We start from the raw sequence: 20,667 nt of genomic DNA on the forward strand, positions 1-20,667 counted from the left end.
GCCGGGGCACAGAGCACGGCTCCGGACTCGGCGTCTACCGATGGGTCGTCGAGCAAGCCTTCGCACTCCTGCACTGGTTCCGCCGCCTGCGCATCCGCTGGGAACGCCGCGATGACATCCACGAAGCCTTCCTCAGCATCGGATGCAGCATCATCTGCTGGCCCCGACTCAAGAACAACTCAATCTGTTAGGGCCTCTAAGTCCCGCGGGAGGAGAGGCCACTCCGGTCCGTGCGCCGCGTGACCAGAATGGGCGCAGCAAGCCGGGTCATTGGCTGGCTCCCCGACTGGGGCGCGAAGTCGGCTATGACTCCGAAGCAGAGCTACACATCCTCCAAATGCTCGATGCGACCGAGGATCTGGTCGCGTCGTACTCGGAGCAGCCCATCACCCTCTCCTACACCCTCTATGGGCAGCGCCATGACTACTACCCGGACTTGCTCGCGGATCTCCGCGACGGCCGCCGACTGCTGATCGAGGTCAAAGCTCGGCTGGACGACTTCGCCCTCGCCGAGAACGTGGCGAAGTTCCAGGCCGCCCGACAGTTCTGCCGCACCCTCGGGTGGGGGGTTGTCGCCACCACCACGCGTATCCAAAATCCCACCGACTTGATCAACCGGCAGATCGACCCTCGCATCGAGCAGGCGCTTCGAGACCACCTCTGTGCCGGGCCGACCGACTGGAAACGGCTGTATCCGCTGGTGCGTGAGCACGGCATCCGCTACACCGACATCGCGACGCTCGCCCTGCGCAACGGCTGGTACTGGCACAAAGATCCGTTCCGGCTCTCGACCACGCCACTTGGCGGCAAACTCCGCTGGGAACCGGTCCGGTGAAGACACGCCCTGAGACCGTGGGGTTGCAACCCCGGCCCCGGATGTCGGTGGCCGCCTGGCGACCCTCGACTTCACGTAGCTATGTCAGCGGCACTGTGGAGGCACCCGAACTCGATACGATACGCGATTGAATGCCAAGCACGCATCGTCGGGTGATCAGGCCGCGACCCGCATTGGCTTGCGCCTGCGCTTCGGCCTGCTGGTGGGCGTGCTTGGTCCGAGTCTGGCCGCGGTTGTACAGCTCCAGCGCTTGGGCCGCCTGCATCTGCGCCAGCCCAGGCAGCTGGCGTAGGACTCGACCGCCTGCGCTCCGTAGGCCAGGGCGTCACCGGTCTTGAGCCACTTTCGGACGTCGGTCTCGTTCTCTTCGGCGTACACGTCGTGCGCCGGTCCCCGTCAGGCCCCGGTGTCGATGCGTTTCAGTGCCTCGCCATCGGGGATCACGGCGCGGTCCCGCAACACCTGAGCGTTCTTGTACCTTGCTTCCGGGCTCCCCGGTATCAGCACTTCGCAGGTCGTGATCGCGCCCAGCTCTTTCCGATCGACCATAGCAGCTGCCCTACAGGCCTACTAGGACCTCTACCGGCAACTATAGCAACAGGACGGATCACTCTGGCAACGGAATCCCCGCGAGTTAACACCGTTTCGTTCCGCGAACCGTTCCACAAAATCTGCCATCGCACCTGGGCGTGTCGGCACCGTTGTGGGGTAACCCCGGGAGGGGCCGGTGCCGCGTGCGTCATGGGCACCATCGTAGAGCTTGCCAGCGGACTTCGCGTTCAGCGTGTGGAGCGCGTGGCACATAGGAGCTCGACGCACTTGTTACTCTGGGTAGTTGTCGCATTGGTACGCTGACGGGAGACGAAGCTGGCTGGGCTTATCCGGTGACTCGTTGAGGGGCGGCTTGCAGCGCCCACTTGCCTGCGGTGATCACTGGGACCGTGCGCACATACCAATGGTCGGAAGTTGGCCTCGACCTCGCGGAAGTTGGCGAGCAGTTCCCGTGCCGTTATGGTGAAGTGCTGGTAGCAGTCCCGCTGGGCGGAGGTATCCAATACGGCCAAGTCACCGCTCTCGACCCGGTTGATCTCCGCGTCGATCGCGGCGCCGGTGCAGTTCGGCGAGCCGGATGTCCGGATCTGTCGCTGCTCCGTAGGCCATCTGGCGCAGCAGGTCGAAGATGGTGTTCAGCCGCGACTCGGTTGCCGACGAAGAAGCGTTCACGCAGCGAATCGACCCAGGTAACGCCTGCCCCGTAGCCGGCGTCGCATCGAGGTAAACCTCGTCCGAGCTGGCCGAGCAGTACTTGCGCAGCCAGCCGTTCTCCGGTGCAGCCCAGTCGTCGAGATATGCCTTGGCCTGCTCGGAAACGTGCCGTCGCCGAGCCTCTCGTTGAGCGCGTACAACTCGTCGTCTGGACTGCTGACCAGCTCGATGGCGGAGATCGAACGGACATTGTCGCCGACGAAGACCCTTGCCAAAGGAACCCCCGGCGCGTTGTCAGCACGCAGCAGCTTCCATGCCGGGTCGTTGCGGCGCAGCAGGTGGGAGGAACACCTCGATCCCGCGGCTGGGACAGTCCGTCAAGGGCAGTCGCCGAACACTCGTATCCGGGCTGCGCAGCTTGCGTCTGTCGCGGCAACGGGTTGTCGGACGGTCCGACTACACTCCGTTTGAATCGACAGGTATGACCGGAGGAGGGACTGTGGCAACGCGCGTCAAGCCTGGCTCCTCGTCGGCTCGGTGGCACCAGCGCAAGCAGTCGGATTTCGTGTGGGAACAGGAAGGTCTCGACTTCATCAAGCGGCAGATGCCAGATGCCGAGCCCTATCGCGCTTGGGCCACGTTTTCGTTCACCGCGATGTCCGGCCGGATCAACGAGTGCGACCTACTCATAGCCGTGCCCTCCGGCTTGTATTTGCTCGAGCTCAAGGCGCATCCCGGTCGGGTGACCAACCATGGTTCGACCTGGCGCGTCACCGACCGGCACAGTGGTCGAGTCCGGACCTTGCAGAATCCGCTCGAACTGACCAACCTCAAGGCCAAGGAGCTGCGGGGCCAGCTGATGCGTGCGGCGCAGAAGGCCGGCCACGCTGGTCGGGTCCCCTGGATCCAGCCGATCATCTTCCTCACCGACGCCGGCCTCCGCAGCGAGTTGGATGAGTTCCAACGCCCGAACGTCTATGCCCGGCACGCGAATAACGGCCTGCCCGCCGTTTGGGAAGATCTGCTGGCACGTCCGCCGCATCGCGAGGCGGACCGCATCCGGCCGGACTTCGCGTCCCGTACGTTGCCGCAGCTGATGAAGGCTATCGGCATCCAGGCCGCCACGGCCCATCTGCGCTTCGGGGACTTCTGGAAGCTCGATCAGCGGGCACTCGATGCTGGGCCATTCTGGGAAGACAGGCTGGCCAGGCGTGACGATGGCGTACTCGAGGAGCAGGGCCGACTCCGGATCTACTTGATCAGCAAGGGTACCAGCAAGGCCGACGCCGAAAAGGCCAACCGGGCCGCCAGGCGTGAATACCAAGTACTGCAAGGCATCGACCATCGAGGCATTGCCCAGGCCCGGCAGTTCGGAGACCATCAGGGCCGACCCGCGATCTTGTTCCGGCACCACGAGTCGGACCTCAGGCTGGATGCCTACCTTGCGACGTTCAGTGACTCACTGACTTCGGAAACCCGCCTCGGTCTGGTCCGACAGCTCGCTGAGGCCCTCAAATACGCCCACGACCGACTGCTCTACCACCGTGCGCTGTCCCCGCGGTCGATCTACGTCTCCTGCAGGCCGGACGGTTCCCGGCCAGTGCTCCGGTTGACTGACTGGCAGACGGCGGCGAGGGACTTCGAGACTACTTCGCTGCGGTCCATCGGGGACTCATCGCTGGATGGGGCGTTCATCGAGGACACGGCCCTGCGCTACCTGGCCCCGGAGTCGGAGCAGCAGTATCCGGACCCGGTGGAGCTCGACATCTTCGGTCTCGGGTCGGTGTCCTACCTGGTGCTGACGGGACGCCCTCCCGCCTCCAGCAGGTCCGAGCTCGTCGAGCGGCTGGGTACCGACGGCGGCCTCCAAGTCTCTGCAGTGGACGACACCTTACCCTCCGAACTCGGTGACTTGATCTACGACGCGACCCGCTCGGACGTCGTCCTCAGGCTGGACTCGGCGGCGGCCTTCCTCGACCGGCTCGACGACGCGGAGGCGGACGCCAAGCCGGTGCCCACCGGGCGTTCATTCGTGGATCCGCTCGAGGCGATCGCCGGTCAGGAGGTGGACGAAGAGTGGTTCGTGCGCCGTGTCCTCGGCACCGGCGCGACCGCGCGCGCTCTGCTGGTCGAGCGGCTCAGGGAAACCGACGATGGCACCGTCGTTGACGAGCGCGTGTTCAAGGTGGCCCTCGACGAGGACAGCCGTGCGGCGAAACTGCACGACGAGGCGGAGGCCCTGAACCAGCTCACCGGTGGCACGATCGTCCGGCTGTTCGATGGGCCGCGGACGATCGGCGGCCACACCGCGCTGGAGCTGGAGCTGGCGGGTGAGGTCTCGCTGGCCCGGTACCTGCGAGAACAGGGCAGGCTCACATACCATGACCTGGACACCTTCGGTCACCAGCTTTTCCAGGCGATGTATCAGCTCGAAGCGGCCGAGATCCACCACCGCGACATCAAACCGGACAACCTGGGCATCCATCATCGGGCAAACCGGTCGCGACAGCTCAAGCTGTTCGACTTCTCCCTGGCCAAAGCCTCTCCGAAAGATCAGGTGGGCACTCGGGGTTATCTCGATCCGTTCGTGCACACCACGCGGCGGCAGCTCTACGACGACCACGCGGAACGGTATGCCGCGGCGGTGACCCTGTACGAGATGGCCACCGGCGAACGTCCACAGTGGGGCGACGGCGTCACCGCGCCGACCGTGACCCAGGACGAGACGCCCCGGATCGAAGGGCACCTGTTCGACGACCGGCTGCGGGACGGGCTCACCGCATTCTTCAAGCGGGCCTTGCACCGGGACACCGGGCAGCGGTTCTCGTCGTTGCGCGAGATGGAAAAGCTGTGGAGTTCGGTGTTCGCCGAGGCCGACCAGGCGCGGCCGGTGACGACGCAGGCCACGGTAGCAGTGTCTGCTGCCGAACGCTCGGACAACGAGGTGCTCGACCGCGTCGCAGAAGCCGCCGATTTGACGACGCCGCTTGCGGCGGCGGGTCTTTCTTCCCGCGCTGTTTCGGTCGCCGACGGTCTTGGCGCGACGACGGTCGGCGAGCTCCTGGACATTCCGGCTTCGACGATCACCCGTGCCCGCGGGGCGGGTGCCCTGACCCGCCGTGAACTGACCAGGCGGCACCGGCAATGGACCGCGAAACTCCGCACCAACGCCGCGACCAGGTTGTCCTCGGAAAAGCTGGCCGTCCCGGTCGAGGTCGGGCACCAGTCGGTCGAGTTGCTGCTGGAGCGGCTGCTCACCAAACCCCACGGCAAGGACAAAGGCCCCGACGTCGAACGCCTGACACTGGGACTTCCCAGGTCCGATGGCACCGTCACCGAGCTCGATTCCTGGCCCGTGCAGCGCCTGGTCGCCGACGTGGTCGGGCTCACACAGCCCGCGGTGTCGCAGAAGTATGGCAAGTCACTCAAGAGGTGGCGCACCTTCGAGTGGATGGACACGATCCGCCGTGAGGTCATCGAGATCCTCGACGACCTCGGCCGGATCGCGACCGCATCGGAGGTCGCGGCGGAGTTCCTGGCACGGCACGGTTCAACGGAAAGTGACCGGATTGTCGCGGTACGCAATGCCTTGGCGGTCGTCCGGGCCGCGGTGGACACCGAACTGATGCCACCGGGCAAGGACGAGCCGGAGGCCCCAGAGCCTGCGCTGGCCGTTCTGCGCCGTAACGAACGGGTGCTCATCGCCTCCGAGTCGCTCAATGGCTCCGACGACCCGACGCCCAACGAACTGGGCGACTACGCGATCGCGCTGGGGCAGGCGGCCGACGTGATTTCCGCCCGCGACCCGCTGCCGAGTTCGGCGACAGCCCTCCGTGACCTCCAGGCGGTCTCCCAGCCCGAAGGGATGCGACCGCTGGCCGACACCCGGCTGCTTTCCCTCGCCGCGTCGATGTCCGAACGTTCGGCCGCTTCCCGCCGTCTGGAGCTTTACCCTCGCAACCTCCCGCTCGAGCGCGGCCTACGCATCTCCCAGGCTGCGGCTGGGGTCGGCGAGGACGGAATCACCTTGGATGCTCTCCTTGCCAAGGTCAGAGCCCGTTTTCCGGAGATCTCGCTTGGAGATCCCTCGCGGATCGATGTCGGGGAAGCCCTGCGTAAAGCGGGCAGCAGCCTGACCTTCGATTCGGTCAAGATGCGCTTCTGCCCGCCCAGGCATGTCAAGAGCCAGCGGCAAGCCCAGTCGTCTTCGAGCATCCTGACCTCGATCGACCGTGCCGCCATCAGCACTGGCCGCACCTCCGCCGAGCTGATCGCAGCACGACTTGACGAGAGCCGGAGGCTTGGCGGGTTTCTCGCACTCAAGATCAAGGCGAAGAAGCTGCCCGGAGCGGCCGAACTCGTCGCATCGGAGCACGACGTGGTGGCCGTCGACCTCGGGCGGCTGTTCCTCACCGAGTTCCGGGCGCTGGCCCAGGAGCGCAACCAGGGCTGGGACCGTGTCCTCGCCGCCGATACGCGCATCGCGCCCAACGGCACCGTGCCGCCGGGCCTCGCGTCCTACGTGTCGGTGAGCTGGCAGCGGGTGCGGGACCGGCTACTGGCTACGCTGGCTGCGGCGGATCCACGAAGCGTGCTGTTCCTGCACGACGCCGGACTGATCGGCCGGTACTTCGAAGCGGGCGGCCGCATCTTCCTGACCGAACTGCAACACGCCGCACGCGACCCGCAGGGTGTGCCGCACGGCCTGTGGCTGCTGTGCCCAGCGGAGAGCGCGAGCGAGACGCCCAGCCTGGCCGGGCACATCGTCGGGACGGAAGGCGACCACGAGGTGCTCATCCTGCGCGGCGAGTATCTCGATCTTCTGCACAAGGGTGAGGTCGCCTGAGCATCCGATTCACGTCCTGCGTTAGTCGGCAATCCGCCCTCCTGATTGTGTAACGGATTGGTACGTTGAGTAGCGCTTGGTGGCCACGCGGCGATGAGGCCACGGTAAGCACGAGGTACAGGGAGCACACGCGCGTGGCGGACGGGATCGATAAGGACGCTCTGCTGGCAGATCTGCGGCAGCAGTTGAAAACACTGGAAGACGATCTGCGGGAGCGCAGCGCCGAACCGGAGTTCGACGACCGGCTCCGCAAGGAGTACCAGGAGGCTCTCGACGCGGATCGGACTTCGGCGACCTTCGAGACCTGGCGCGACGATCGGGTCACCCAGGCTGCGGTGGCATGGCTACTCGGCTGTGTTTACGTGCGGTTCTGTGAGGACAACGGTCTGATTCCCGAGCCGTTCCTATCGGGACCTGGTGATGCGCTGGCCACCGCCCAGGAACGGCACGAGGCGTTCTTCCGCGCCAACCCCCACCTCAACGACCGCGACTGGCTCGAAGCGGCGTTCAACCACCTGGCGGACGCACACCCGACGGCCGCGGGCTTGTTCGACCACCGTTACAACCCGCTGTGGGAACTGACCCCGTCGTTCGAGGCGGCCAGCACCCTACTCGCGTTCTGGCGCCGCCGCGGCCCGGACGGCGAGGTCGTCCACGACTTCACCGACGAGTCGTGGAACACCCGTTTCCTCGGTGACCTCTACCAGGACCTCTCGGACCACGCTAAGAAGACGTACGCGCTGCTGCAGACCCCGGAGTTCGTCGAGGAGTTCATTCTCGACCTGACCCTGAAGCCCGCGCTGGAGACGTTCGGCCTCGACCCCATCGTGGAGATCCACCGCCACGGCGGCGGCGTCGAGCGCACTCGCGAGGGCCTGCGCACGATCGACCCCGCCTGCGGCTCCGGCCACTTCCTGCTGGGCCTCTTTCACCGCCTGCTGGCCGAATGGCGCCGTACTTCGCAGGGTGTCGACGACTGGACTTTGATCCGGCGCGCGCTGGAGTCGGTCCACGGCTGCGACAAGAACCCCTTCGCCGCCTCGATCGCCCGCTTCCGCTTGTTGGTGGCCGCCCTCAAGGAAGCCGGAATGTCCACCCTGGAAGCGGCAGGCGAATTCCCGATCAATGTCGCCGTCGGCGACTCCCTGCTACACGGGCTTGATGTCAAAGGCGAGCAGATGGACATGCTCGGCGCGGAGGCGGACAAGGAGTTCACGTATCGCACCGAAGACGTGGATGACTACATCGACTCCTGCGACCTGCTCACCCCGGCCTCCTACCACGTCGTCGTGGGAAACCCGCCGTATATCACGGTGAAGGACAGCAATGAGAACAAGAAGTACCGCGAACGGTGGAAGGCGTGCTCTGGTACCTACGCCCTAGCGGTCCCGTTCGCCGAGCGTTTGTTCCACCTCGCGACGCGCGCCTCGGGTGGCGGGTACGTCGGCCAGATCACCGCGAACTCGTTCATGAAACGCGAGTTCGGCAAGAGGCTAATCGAGAAGTTTTTCCCGACGGTCGACCTGACCCACATCATCGATACCTCGGGTGCCTATATCCCCGGCCACGGCACCCCGACGGTTATCCTGATCGGCCGCAAGCAATTGCCGCCCCCGACCAAATCCATTCGCGCCGTTCTTGGCATCAGCGGCGAGCCCAGTGCGCCAACCGACCCGTCGCAGGGTCTCGTCTGGCTAGCCATCACCGAACACATAAACAAGCCGGGCAGTGAGACTGATTGGATCTCTGTCTCAGATTTCGAACGATCGACCGTGGCCTTGCACCCATGGTCACTGGGCGGTGGCGGAGTAGGTGACCTCATCGAGGTGATCGAGCGAAATTCGAATCCTCTGGAAAAGAAAATTAAGAAACCGATCGGTCGAGCCATTCGCGCTGGGGCCGATGAGGCTTACATGCGACCCATTCGGCGCACGCTACAGACGACAGCCGAAAAGTCAGCACTGCGACCGCTTATGGTTGGCGATATCGTCCGGGACTGGCATGCCAACCCGGACGAACGAATCTGGTATCCGTACGATGCCAAACTTACCACAGCCAAGCTTCAAGTGGAACTATGGCCATTGCGGACACCTCTTGCTGAGCGCCGGACCTTCCAGGGTGATATGGAGGATGCAGGTCTCGAATGGTGGGACTATATGCAGCATACCGCGTCTGCGTACTCCACACCTTTATCGATTGTTTTTGCGTTTGTGGCCACGCACAATCATTTTGTATTGGATCGTGGCGGGAAGGTGTTCAATAGGTCGGCGCCGGTGATCAAGCTGCCAGCAGGTGCAAGTGAGGACGATCACCTGGCTTTGCTTGGAGTGCTCAATTCATCCACGGCTTGCTTTTGGCTGAAGCAGGTTAGTTATCCGAAAGGGGGAGATCCAATCGGTAGCGATGGGGCGCGAGTTAGCGCGGAAGCGTGGTCTGACCGGTATGAATTCACTGGAAAGAAGCTCCAGGAGTTTCCGCTGCCGCCCAATTTGCCGCTAAATTCTGGACGCAAATTAGATTCGCTGGCGCGAGAGTTGGCATGGTCCGAGCCGGCGGCAGTCAACAAAGAGGTCACTCCGACTCGCGAACGGCTGGACACGGCACGTGCTGAGCATGATCGTCTCCGAGGCAAAATGATCTCGCTTCAGGAAGAGCTGGATTGGGAAGTTTACCAGCTCTACGGGTTGCTCACCGATATCGAGGCGCAAGAACTGCGGGCAAATGAGCAAGACGTGCCGGAGCTCAAGCGCGGCGAGCGGGCCTTTGAAATCGTGATGGCCCGCAAAATGCGGGCCGGAGAACTTGAAACCGCCTGGTTCGAGCGGCATGGATCGACGCCCATCACCGAGCTTCCCCAGCACTGGCCCGAGGCTTACAAGCGGGTTGTCGAGAAGCGGATCGAGACGATCACCAATCGTAAGGACATTGCTCTCATCGAGCGTCCCGAGTGCAAGCGCAGGTGGGCCACAGAGCCATGGGAGAAGAAGGAACGCAAGGCACTTGAGACCTGGCTGCTTGATCGGTGCGAGGACAAAGACCTCTGGTTCGCCCTCCGTGATGGCCTGACCAGCCCGCGCACATTGACCGTCAGCCAACTCGCCGACCTGCTGCGTGGTGACGAGGATGTCAACTCCGTCGCCGCGCTGTACGCCGCCGACCATCTTGGCAAGCGGGACCTGCCCTTGGCCGACGTGCTGGAGCAGGTCATCGCCACCGAGCACGTCCCCTACCTCGCCGCGATGCGCTACAAAGAAACCGGTATGCGCAAGCGCGCGCAGTGGGAATCCGTCTGGGAGCAGCAGCGCGAGGAGGACCGCACCGGTGAGCGGCTCGACATCAAGGTGCCGCCGAAGTACACCTCCGCCGACTTCCGCAGGACCTCTTACTGGTCCCACCGCGGCAAGCTCGACGTGCCCAAAGAGCGGTTCATCTCGTACCCGGACGCCGGGCCGGAGGCCGACCCGACCCTGCTGCTCGGCTGGGCGGGCTGGGACCACAGGGACCAGGCGCTCGCGCTGGTCAACGTGGTCAACGACCGGCTCGAACAGGAGGGATGGGAGACGGACAAGATCGCGCCGCTGCTCGCCGGGCTGGCCGAGCTGCTGCCGTGGGTCGAGCAGTGGCACGCTGGCTACGACGCCGAGTGGGGCGGGAACCCGGCCGAAGAGTTCCGGACCGTTCTCGAACAGCAGCAGGCCAAGCACGGGCTGACCGACGAGGCGTTGCGTAACTGGCGGCCGGAACCGGCGCGGCGGGGACACAAGACGAACTGAGGGAGGGGACGAGGATGGCTGAGGAGGTCTACCTCCGGGATGTGCTTCACATGCCGGAAGAGGTCAACCGGGGCGACTACAAGATCGACCTCACCAAGGGGTTCACCGCCACCGACGAGTTGGTCGACAACTATGTCGTCACCGACCAGCTCCGCGGCGCCTTCACCCAGGCGCTCGCCCTGCTGCGCACGGCGGTGCGCGACGGCAACTCGCACGCCGCCTACCTGCACGGCTCGTACGGTTCCGGTAAGAGCCACTTCATGACCGTGCTGCACGCGGTCCTGAACGGCAACGAAAAGGCACGGAAGAAACCCGAGTTGCGGGAAGTCATCGCCGAGCACGACAAGTGGCTGGCGGGCCGCCAGTTCCTCATGGTGCCGTTTCACCTGATCGGGGCCGTCGACCTGGATGCTGCGATTCTCGGCGGCTACGTCAAGCATGTGCAGGACACCCTGCCCGGTAAGTCGGTCCCCGCGGTGTTCCGGGCCGACGCGATGCTCACTGACGCCAGGAATATGCGCGCCGCGGTGGGCGACGCCAAGTTCGCGGAGATGCTCGGCGGCGAGGACGCCGACCTCTCTGATCCCACCGACCTCGAACCCCTCGAAGGGCCGCCGGGCACCTGGAGCACCCTCGAACTCGACAACGCGTTCAACGCGCAGCCCGGAGATCCGCGGCGGGACGCACTGGTGTCCGCGCTGCTGTCCGGGCCGATGGCGTCCTACTCCCGCGGGGCACTGGGCGACAGGGACGCCTACCTTCCGCTGGAGAATGGTCTCTCCGTCATCAGCAGGCACGCGCAGCAACTCGGCTACGACGGCATCGTGCTGTTCCTCGACGAGCTGATCCTGTGGCTGCAGGGGTACCTGTCCCGCCGTGATTTCGTCAACGTCCAGGTGAACAAGCTGGTCAAACTGATCGAGTCCGGCGACAGCGATCGGCCGGTGCCGATCATCTCCTTCATCTCCCGGCAGCGCGACCTCGGCACCCTCATCGGCTCCGACATCATGGGCTCCGAGGTCAGCAACCTCGAGCAGCAGGTCCAGTACCTCGCCGAGCGGTTCGACACGATCAACCTCGAGGACCGCAACCTCCCCGCGATCGTCAAGGATCGCGTGCTCAAGCCGCGCCCGGAGAAAGCCCACCTGCTCGACGAGGCCTTCAAGAGCATCGAGTCGACCAAGTCCAGCGTCAAGGACGCGCTGCTCGACGCGAACGGCGCGACGCACTCGGACTGGTCGGATTTCCGCGACGTCTATCCGATCTCGCCTGCGCTGCTGAACGTGCTGGTGGCGTTGTCCGGCGCGCTCCAACGCGAGCGCACCGGGCTCAAACTGCTGCAGGACATGTTGCACCGGCGGCGGGCGGATATGAAGGTGGGTGACCTCATTCCGCTCGGCGATCTCTGGGACGTCCTGGCCGAGGACACGACCGCGGCCTTCACCGACAAACTTCGCGCCGACGCGGCAGCCGGACAGCGCTTCCACAGTAGGGTCCGCCGCTACCTGGAGAACAAGTACGGCTCGACCACCGACCCCCGTTTCGTCGCCGATGAGCGGCTGATCAAGACCCTGCTGCTGGCCTCTCTCGCCCCCGACGTGTCCGCGCTGACCAGGCTCACCGGCCAGCGGCTGGCCGCGCTGAACTACGGGTCGATCACCTCGCGGACCGCCCAGCCGGGAGACCTGGCGACCACCCGGCTGGGTGACCTCAAGACCGAGTTCGGCGAGTTGCGCAGCGAAGGCGACGAGAACCCGGTGTTCAGCCTGCACCTGTCCGATCTCGACATCGAGCCGCTGCTGGACAACGCGAACGAGGAGGACAACACCGCCAACCGCCGCAAGTGGCTGCGCCGCCAACTCTGGGACGCGATGGGTGTCAAGGACACCGGCGGCTTCGTGTGCGAGCGCGAGATCGTCTGGCGCGGCACCAAGCGGACCGCCGAGTTCGTGTTCGAGAACGTCCGCGACCCGCAGGCGATGCCGGATTTCCAGTTCCGGCCCAGTCTCGACGGCGTGCTCCGGTTCGTGATCGATTACCCTTTCGACGAGCCCGATCGTTCACCACGGCAGGACGCGGAGCGGGTCGCCGAGCTCAAGCAGCACGGCCACGAACACCTGACGTTGGTGTGGTTGCCGGCCTTCTGGTCCGAGCAGCGTCAAAACCAGCTCGGCCGGCTGCTGAAAATCAACCACCTGCTGGAACGGGGCCGGCTCGAAGCGGTCGCGGCGAACCGATCGGCCGAGGACCGGATCCGGCTGCGCACCCAGCTCGAAGTGCACAAGGAGAATCTCACGTCGAGCTTGCGCGGTGTGCTCACCCAGCTCTACGGGCTCTCCCGCGGTGACGATTCGAACCTGCGTGACCCCGAGGGCGAGCCGGGCCGGGTGCTCAGCCTGTTCCCGCAGCACACTCCACGACTGCACGTTGGCGCCCCGTTCGAGTACAACGTGCTCGAACTCGCGGACGGCGTCCTCGGCGCGAAATACCGGAACCATCCCGACTTCGACCCCAAGAAGGAACGCAAGGCCGTCACCATCGGTGAACTCCGCACCGCGCTGAACTGGATCACCAGGGCGGCCGAACAGGGCGGCCGGGTCGAGCTGGAGAAGAACCAGCTCGGGCTCATGCGGAAGATCGTCCACCCGCTCGGGCTGGGCGAAGTCCACGACGGGCCGTTGACGCTGAGCTACGAATGGCGCACCCGTATCGAGCAGCACGCGGCGAGGAAGCAGGTCGCGGGTGACTATTCGGTAGACGACATCCGTCGCTGGCTCGACGAACTCGAGTACAGCGGCCTCGACAAACCGGTCGCGAACTTGATCATTGCCGCGTACGCGTTGCTCGCCGACCGCGCTTGGGTCCGTGACACCATCCCGCAGGAGGCCCCGGACATCGGCAACATCGGCCCTGGCTGGGCACTGCGCGCTCAGGAGTTGCCCAGCGAAGAGGAGTACGCGGCGGCCCGCGCCCGGGCGGGCGCGATCCTTGGCGTGTCCGCGCCCGCGGCCCGGTTCACCCGCAACATCACCAAGCTGACCAACGGTGTGATCGAGCAGGTCGGCGAATACGAGCAAGTGGTGCATCGCCTATACGAAGCCCTGAACAAGCACGCTTCTGAGCTCGGGGTCGAACCGTCGTCACCACGGTTGGTGACGGTTCGTGCAGGCGCGGATCTGCTCGCCAAGCTGATCGGCATCACGGACTCGACAAAGCTGGTCAGGACGTTGGCGCACCTGCCAAACCCGGACGACGACGAACTGCTGGCCAGGACGATCTCTTCGGCCCAAGAGGTCCTGAGCGCACTCGAAGGCGCCGATTTCGAGCTGCTGCGAACGATCCGGCCGTACCTCGACCGCTCGGACGGCATCCGGGATCGCACCGAACGCCTGATGACCGATATCGCGGAGACAGCACGGGCCGACGAGAGAACGCGGCAACTCGGTCCCATGCTGCGGGAATCCCGGCGGATCGCGATGAAGATCATCCAGGATGCCACCACGCCCGCTCCCGGTCCGACACCGCCTGCACCCCCGCCGTCTCCCGTGCCGCAAGACCAGCAGACACGCCGGGTGACAGCCGACGCACCTCCGGCGAAGCTGGCTGAGACCATGGAGGACGTGCGACGGTCGGTCAGCGAGTTCGCTAAGAAACACCCGGGCCAGGAGATCGAGATCTCCTGGCGTGTCGTCAACGGGAAGGCCTGATGGCCCCGGTCCCTCTTGTCACGCGGGCAGGAATCGAGTCTCTGCTCACGCAACACAGGGCCGCGCTGGACAAGCAGCCGGGCCAATGCCTGGTGCTCGTCCACGGCCGATACGAGCCGGGGGAACGCACCGAGTTCCGGCTGAAGCCCGTCGAGGGCAAGCAGGGCGAGCGGGCCGTGCGAGTCACCGATCAGCCCTCGGTGCTGGGCATCGCGGCCGAATGGCTGGATTACCAGGACACTGGAGCCGACTCCGGCGTGCTGGTGGTGACCACCGGGGTCGATCCCGCCGAGCTCGACTGGGATCTGCGGGGACACGCGCTCGACACCGGCCTGTTGCGAGTGGACCCGGTCGAGATCCTAAGGTTCCGGTTCGGTGCCAACCGGCTGGATCCTCGAGTGTGGCAATCCGGCTGGCTGGTCCAGGCGCTGCTCGACGCCGAGCCCACGGGCGGCTGGCCGCGCCGGGGTGGTGTGCTGACCTACGACGACGCCCTGCTCGCGCTAATCGGGCAGCGACTCGGTGTCGACGCCACGGCACTTGACCTCGACCGGCTGCTCGACTGGTCACGGGGCACCGGACCGGTCCGTTGGGGCGAGCTGGATAACGTCGAACGTGACGGCATCAGCGAATGGCTGGTCGAGCGCCTCGGCCCCGCCGCGGAGACCGTGCTCACCTTGGTCTCGGCTGGGCGCGGGCGCGACGCGCTGGCATTGGGCGTCGTCGGCACGGCACTCGCCGATCCCTCCCTGCCACGCGAGGCGCTAGTGTCGGTCGGGGGGCTGTTCCCCGGCATCCGCTCGGACGCTGTCGAAGCCTTCTCGTCGGCGGTCGACGGCACGTTGAGCCGGTGGATCACCGCGGCGGGACCTGAGGAGTCTCAGACACGCCACGATGTGCTCGCAGTCCTCGAACGTGCCGACGAACTGGCGCATCAAGCCGGCCTCGGCGAGGCGCTTTCCGGCAGCACGCTGCTCCCCTCAGCCTGGCGGGCACGCCTTCGTACGTTGGCCACGGCACTTCCCGACCCGAAGGCTGCGAGCCTCGCACTCGGCGAACTCCGCAGACATCGGCTGGCCGACTTGTTGACCGACCAGAAGGCCACCGCGACCATGGCCGTCCGGTTGGCACGATGGCTAGCCGCGCCGGACCCAGGTGTCCCGTCCGTGGCCGCGGGCGTCCGGCGGCAGGTCACCGAATGGGGCTGGGTCGACTACGCCGTCGCCGTGCTGTGGGCCGGTGACGCGGCAACCGATCCGGTGAGCGCAAAGGCCTATCACGACCTTTGTGAGCAGGCGGTCGCCCGTCGTGCCGCTTCCGACGAAGAGTTCTCGCGCCGATTGGCTTCGTGGGTACCGCATGCCCGCGCGCAGCTCTCGGAAGGCGCGTTGCTGATCGAAGACGTACTGGCGACGGTCGCAGCCCCGCTGACCGGCGACGCGGTCCCCGTCGTCATCGTGCTCGACGGCATGAGCGCCTCGGCCGCGGTACAACTAGGCGACGAGCTGGGTCGCCGGCCGAACTGGTTGGAGGCCACCCCAGTGGGAGGCACCCGGCTGTCCGCGGTGTCGGCTTTTCCTTCGATTACGAGGGTGAGCAGACCCTCCCTACTGTGCGGTAAACCGGTCGCGGGTGGCCAGACGACGGAAAAGGAAGGCTTCGCCGCCTTCTGGAAGAGGCATCACAAGCTGGCCCGGTTGTTCCACGAGAACGAGGTCGGTGGTGGCGCAGGCCAGAGCCTCAACCCCGATCTGGTCGCGGCTCTGGCTGGGGACGAGGTCGTCGGTGTCGTACTCAACACCATCGACGATACACTCGGCCCCGGTCGTGAGGGCGACGGGACGACCTGGCGCCTCCAGGACATCCGATATCTGAACACCCTGCTCACTCAGGCACGCAGCTACGGCCGTCCGGTCGTGCTGACCTCCGACCACGGGCATGTACTCGAGCGTGGCCGCGCGGCCGGCCCTTCCTTAGCGACCGGTGATTACGGCGCGCGGTGGCGGACCGGAACGGCCGCCGATGGCGAAGTCGAATTACGTGGTCCACGGGTCCTCGAAGGGGACGGCAAGGTCGTCCTGCCGTGGCGCGAAGATCTCCGATACACGCAGAAGCGTGCGGGCTATCACGGTGGCGCGGCTCTGGCCGAGGTCAGCATCCCCGTCCTGGTCCTGTTGCCCTCGGTCGACGCGCTCCCGGACGGCTGGGCTGGACTCGCGTCCGAACAGACGACGCCCTCGTGGTGGCGGGATACTCCGGAGCCGGTGACCGAGACGACCACCTCGGTTCCCAAACCGTCACGCAAGAAGCCGAAGTCGGTTCCCGACGGCCCCGGCCTGTTCGACCACCTCCTTACCGACACCCCCGAGCCTGCTCCGGCACCGCCGCGGAGCATCGGCCAGGAAGTGGTCAAGTCGAAGATTTTCGGTTCGCAGAAGGCTTTTGTCCGCAGGGCTCCCGACGTCGAGGTGATCGCCGCGGTGATCGACAGCCTCGTCGAAGCAGGCGGCAAACTGTCACTTGCCGCGATCGCCGCGACGGCGGGCAAGGCGGCCCGGAACATCGACGGGTTCCTCGCTACCGTCCAGCGTCTGCTCAACGTCGAGAGTTACCCGGTGTTCGAACTCATCGACGGCGGCCGGACCGTGGAACTCAACATCGAGTTGCTGCGCACGCAGTTCCAGCTGGGGAAGCCGTGACTCAGGCCAGCGCGGTACGCCGTCGTGAGGTCGTCGACGCGCTGCGCCGCGGCACGGTCCCCCAGTCCGGGCTCGACTTGTTCGCGGTCGGGCTCGGCCGGTTCGCCGGGGCGCTCGACGATGACCTTGACGCGATCAAGCGCGGTGGCGCGGCTTTCCACGCGATCCGCGGTGAATACGGCTCGGGTAAGACGTTCTTCGCGCGCTGGCTCGCCGAACGAGCGAAGCGAGCCGGGCTGGCTACCAGCGAGATTCAGATCTCGGAGACCGAAACCCCGTTGCACCGCCTCGAAACCGTGTACCGGCGGCTGTCAGAGCGGCTGGCGACTTCAACTCACCAACCGAGCGCGTTGCGACCGGTGATCGACTCGTGGTTCTACACACTCGAAGATGAAGTCCTCGACGCTGGCGAAGTCGACGAGGACGACGAGGACGCCGTTGTCGAAGCGGTGGACACACTGATGGAGCGCCGCCTGGGTGACGTAGCCAGAACGACCCCCGCGTTCGCCTCCGCGCTCCGCGGATACCGCCGCGCGAGGCGTGCCGATGACGCCGCGACCGCGGAAGCGGTGATTGCCTGGCTGGGCGGGCAGAAGTCGGTAGCGGCGTCCGCGAAGCGGGCTGCCGGGGTGCGCGGTGATCTCGACCACTTCGGCGCGCTCGGCTTTCTTCAGGGCCTGCTGACCGTGCTGAAGGATTGCGGCCACCCCGGCCTGCTGGTCGTGCTCGACGAGATCGAAACCTTGCAGCGCGTTCGCGGTGACGTGCGGGAGAAAGGCCTCAACGCTCTCCGGCAGTTGCTGGACGAGATCGACACCGGTCGCTTCCCCGGGCTGTTCCTGGTGATCACTGGCACTCCGGCATTCTTCGACGGGCAGCAGGGCGTGCAGCGTCTCCCGCCGCTGGCCCAGCGGCTCGCGACCGACTTCACCACAGACGCCCGGTTCGACAATCCGCGCGCAGTCCAGCTCCGGCTGCCCGGGTTCGACTTGGATCGGCTGGGGGAACTGGGTCGGAACGTCCGTGACCTCTACGCTGGCGAGGCCAAAGAGCGCGAACGGATCATCGCGCGTGTGGACGATGACTACATCGACGAACTGGCGAGGGCCGTGACCGGTGGAATGGGCGGCCGGGTCGGTGTCGCTCCGCGCGTCTTCCTCAGGAAGCTCGTTCAGGACGTGCTCGACCGGGTCGACGAACACGAAGAATTCGACCCTAGGGTGCACTACCCGGTGACCGTGAAGAGCTCCGAGCTCTCGGAGGAGGAACGCAACGCCATCGCCGACGTGGACGACATCGACCTGGACCTCCCATGAGTTCCGCGGCCGACCGGCTGTTACCCGCGCTGGTGCACCACATTGTCAACACGCTCGGCTGGCCGGAGTTGCGTCCACTGCAGGCCGAGGCAATCGATCCGCTGCTGAGGGGCTCCGACGCGATCCTGCTGGCGCCGACGGCCGGGGGCAAAACCGAAGCTGCTGTGTTTCCACTGCTCAGCGCAATGGAGGAGCAGTCGTGGCTGGGCATATCGGTGCTGTACGTTTGTCCCCTGCGAGCCCTGCTGAACAACCTCCAGCCCAGGTTGGCGAGTTATGCGGGATGGCTCGGCCGGTCCGCCGAGGTGTGGCACGGTGACGTCGGCCCGGGAGCACGGGAGCGCATGCGCCGGGAACCGCCGGACATCCTGCTGACTACGCCGGAGTCCCTCGAGGCGATGCTGGTGTCGAGCAAGGTGGACTCCCGGCGAATGTTCTCCGGCCTTCGAGCGGTTGTGGTCGACGAGGTCCACGCGTTCGCCGGCGACGACCGCGGATGGCACCTGCTAGCGGTCCTCGAGCGGCTTTCCCGGATCGCGGGACGCCCGCTCCAGCGCGTCGGGTTGTCGGCCACCGTAGGCAACCCGGCTGAGCTGTTGGAGTGGCTGCAGGGCTCGCAACGGTCTAGGCCACGATCCGTGGTGGCGCCCGTTGTCGGTGCAACGACGATTCCGGATCTCACTGTGGACCACGTGGGCTCGATCGAGAACGCGGCCACGGTCATCGCGTCATTGCATCGAGGGGAAAAACGGCTGGTCTTCGTCGACAGCCGACGCCGTGCCGAAGAGCTCGGGGCTGCGTTACGTGCCCGCGAGGTCACCACGTTCCTTTCGCACTCCTCGCTCTCCGCGGACGAACGCCACAGGTCGGAGCAGGCTTTCGCGGAAGCCCGCGATTGTGTGATCGTCGCAACTTCCACTTTGGAACTGGGCATTGACGTTGGCGATCTCGACCGGGTGATCCAGATCAACACTCCACGGACGGTGGCGTCGTTTCTTCAGCGCCTCGGCCGGACGGGGCGTCGTCCCGAAAGCACCCGGAACTGCCTTTTCCTCTGCCTTGAAGACGCAGCCGTGCTCAGCACCGCAGGTCTGCTCGAGCGGTGGGCCGCAGGTTGGGTGGAGCCGATCGTGGCTCCGGTGCGTCCCCGGCATATCGCCGCACAACAGATTCTCGCTCTTGCCCTGCAAGAGAACAAGATCGGGATGCACACCTGGCCGGAGTGGTGGGGCGACCTGCCGCTGTTCGACGAACATCTGGCCGAGATCTTCGACCACCTGCTCGCCAAGGGGTACCTCGAGCGGGATGGCGCGATGGCGTTTATCGGGCCGGAGGCGGAGAAGAAGTTTGGCCGGCGGTACTTCTCCGACCTGCTCGCCGTGTTCACCGCGCCACCGGAATTCACGGTCCTCGCCGGACGCGAGGAGATCGGCCGAGTTGGGGATGACGTCCTCCTCGCTGATGACTACGACGGGCCGAGCGTCCTGCTGCTCGCCGGACGCGCGTGGAAGGTCGGACACGTCGACTGGAAGCGAAGGCGGTGTTTCGTCGAGCCGAGCGACCTCCCCGGCCGCGCCAAATGGGGTAGCGTTGAAAGTGGAATGTCCTTTGCCCTCACCCGTGGCCAGCGGTCGGTCCTGTTGGGTGCCGAGCCTGCAGGGGTCCGGTTCACCCGGCGAGCCGCGTCCGTGCTCGCCGACCTCCGTGAGAAGCACGCCGAAGATGTGTCGGAGGACGCGACCGTGTTCCGACGGTCAGCGGGTGAGTTTAGGTGGTGGACCTGGGCAGGCGCCGCCGCCAACCGCACCTTGCAGGCCAACTTCCCTCGCTTTGTGGATCCACGGCAACGTATAACCGATCATTCTCTACGTCTGCTGCCAAATATTTCGAATATTGAATTTCTTAGCGAATTGTCCGGCTCGGCCCCGCTTAGCTGTCCCAACGTGAGCAAATCGGCGGTGAACGGACTCAAGTTTTCCACAGCACTTCCGGAAGTGCTCGCAATCGAAACGGTCGCGGAACGCCTTTCTGATCGAAAGAACGCGGCAATCGTATTATCTGAACGACGTGTGTTCGTCCACGCTGTACGCTGAGCTCCGAACAAGCTGCGCGCGGCGGGCGGCAAGGCTCGTTGATCTCCTACCCGTACCTCGACCACGTGTGTCCGTGCGAGAACTGGGTCGATGGTCGCGAAGGTGCCTACGATTCCGTTGCAGTGCAAAGTATTCCAGAACTTCGACGAATGGGGTAGCACGTCTCCGAGTGTTGTCCAGCGCCGCACTGCG

The 20,667-nt window shown here is 65.5% G+C and carries 9 protein-coding genes and 2 pseudogenes; 9 read left to right on the forward strand and 2 right to left on the reverse strand.

Annotated elements, in window-relative coordinates:
* The 3 genes and pseudogenes from FXO23_RS51645 to FXO23_RS21235 form a co-directional block, all read left to right on the forward strand.
* Positions 1 to 191 (forward strand): annotated as a pseudogene (locus FXO23_RS51645) (IS5/IS1182 family transposase); the annotation flags it as partial.
* Positions 192 to 337: 146 nt separating this feature from the next.
* Positions 338 to 835, forward strand: a complete 498-nt coding sequence (locus tag FXO23_RS21230) for a TnsA endonuclease N-terminal domain-containing protein (protein ID WP_158887122.1) — start codon at positions 338 to 340, stop codon at positions 833 to 835.
* Between the two features lie 127 nt (positions 836 to 962).
* Positions 963 to 1,127, forward strand: coding sequence for a hypothetical protein (locus FXO23_RS21235; protein WP_158887123.1), 165 nt, complete (start codon positions 963 to 965; stop codon positions 1,125 to 1,127).
* Positions 1,128 to 1,231: 104 nt separating this feature from the next.
* Here the strand turns inward: FXO23_RS21235 and FXO23_RS21240 are convergent, their stop codons facing one another.
* Positions 1,232 to 1,384 (reverse strand): hypothetical protein, encoded by a 153-nt coding sequence (locus FXO23_RS21240; RefSeq protein ID WP_158887124.1) that lies wholly within the window; start codon positions 1,382 to 1,384, stop codon positions 1,232 to 1,234.
* A 230-nt stretch (positions 1,385 to 1,614) separates the two neighbouring features.
* Positions 1,615 to 2,379 (reverse strand): annotated as a pseudogene (locus FXO23_RS52695) (DUF3375 family protein).
* A gap of 161 nt (positions 2,380 to 2,540) precedes the next feature.
* Here FXO23_RS52695 and pglW point away from each other — a divergent pair.
* From pglW to FXO23_RS21275, 6 genes are all read left to right on the forward strand, one after another.
* Positions 2,541 to 6,887, forward strand: coding sequence for a BREX system serine/threonine kinase PglW (gene pglW / locus FXO23_RS21250; protein ID WP_158887125.1), 4,347 nt, complete (start codon positions 2,541 to 2,543; stop codon positions 6,885 to 6,887).
* A gap of 134 nt (positions 6,888 to 7,021) precedes the next feature.
* Positions 7,022 to 10,660: a BREX-2 system adenine-specific DNA-methyltransferase PglX gene (pglX, locus tag FXO23_RS21255; RefSeq protein ID WP_158887126.1), complete on the forward strand. Its 3,639-nt coding sequence runs from the start codon at positions 7,022 to 7,024 to the stop codon at positions 10,658 to 10,660.
* Positions 10,661 to 10,674: 14 nt separating this feature from the next.
* Positions 10,675 to 14,367 (forward strand): DUF6079 family protein, encoded by a 3,693-nt coding sequence (locus FXO23_RS21260; RefSeq protein ID WP_158887127.1) that lies wholly within the window; start codon positions 10,675 to 10,677, stop codon positions 14,365 to 14,367.
* On the forward strand, positions 14,367 to 17,066 hold the full coding sequence (gene pglZ, locus FXO23_RS21265; protein ID WP_158887128.1) for a BREX-2 system phosphatase PglZ: 2,700 nt from the start codon (positions 14,367 to 14,369) through the stop codon (positions 17,064 to 17,066). The genes FXO23_RS21260 and pglZ overlap by 1 nt, the downstream gene beginning before the upstream one ends.
* The gene (gene brxD / locus FXO23_RS21270) at positions 17,063 to 18,382 is read left to right on the forward strand and encodes a BREX system ATP-binding protein BrxD (RefSeq protein ID WP_158887129.1); all 1,320 of its coding nucleotides are present in this window, start codon (positions 17,063 to 17,065) and stop codon (positions 18,380 to 18,382) included. Before pglZ ends, brxD begins: the two co-directional genes overlap by 4 nt.
* Positions 18,379 to 20,475, forward strand: a complete 2,097-nt coding sequence (locus tag FXO23_RS21275; protein WP_158887130.1) for a DEAD/DEAH box helicase — start codon at positions 18,379 to 18,381, stop codon at positions 20,473 to 20,475. The genes brxD and FXO23_RS21275 overlap by 4 nt, the downstream gene beginning before the upstream one ends.
* The last annotated feature ends 192 nt before the right edge of the window (positions 20,476 to 20,667 follow it).

This window comes from Amycolatopsis anabasis (genome assembly GCF_009765355.1).
GTDB lineage: Bacteria > Actinomycetota > Actinomycetes > Mycobacteriales > Pseudonocardiaceae > Amycolatopsis > Amycolatopsis anabasis.

Excerpts from the sequence above, each read along its gene's own strand:
- FXO23_RS21230 (WP_158887122.1), top strand. The coding sequence starts at position 338 with ATGCTCGATGCGACCGAGGATCTGGTCGCGTCGTACTCGGAGCAGCCC.
- FXO23_RS21240 (WP_158887124.1), bottom strand. The coding sequence starts at position 1,384 with ATGGTCGATCGGAAAGAGCTGGGCGCGATCACGACCTGCGAAGTGCTG.
- FXO23_RS21260 (WP_158887127.1), top strand. The coding sequence starts at position 10,675 with ATGGCTGAGGAGGTCTACCTCCGGGATGTGCTTCACATGCCGGAAGAG.
- pglZ (WP_158887128.1), top strand. The coding sequence starts at position 14,367 with ATGGCCCCGGTCCCTCTTGTCACGCGGGCAGGAATCGAGTCTCTGCTC.
- FXO23_RS21275 (WP_158887130.1), top strand. The coding sequence starts at position 18,379 with ATGAGTTCCGCGGCCGACCGGCTGTTACCCGCGCTGGTGCACCACATT.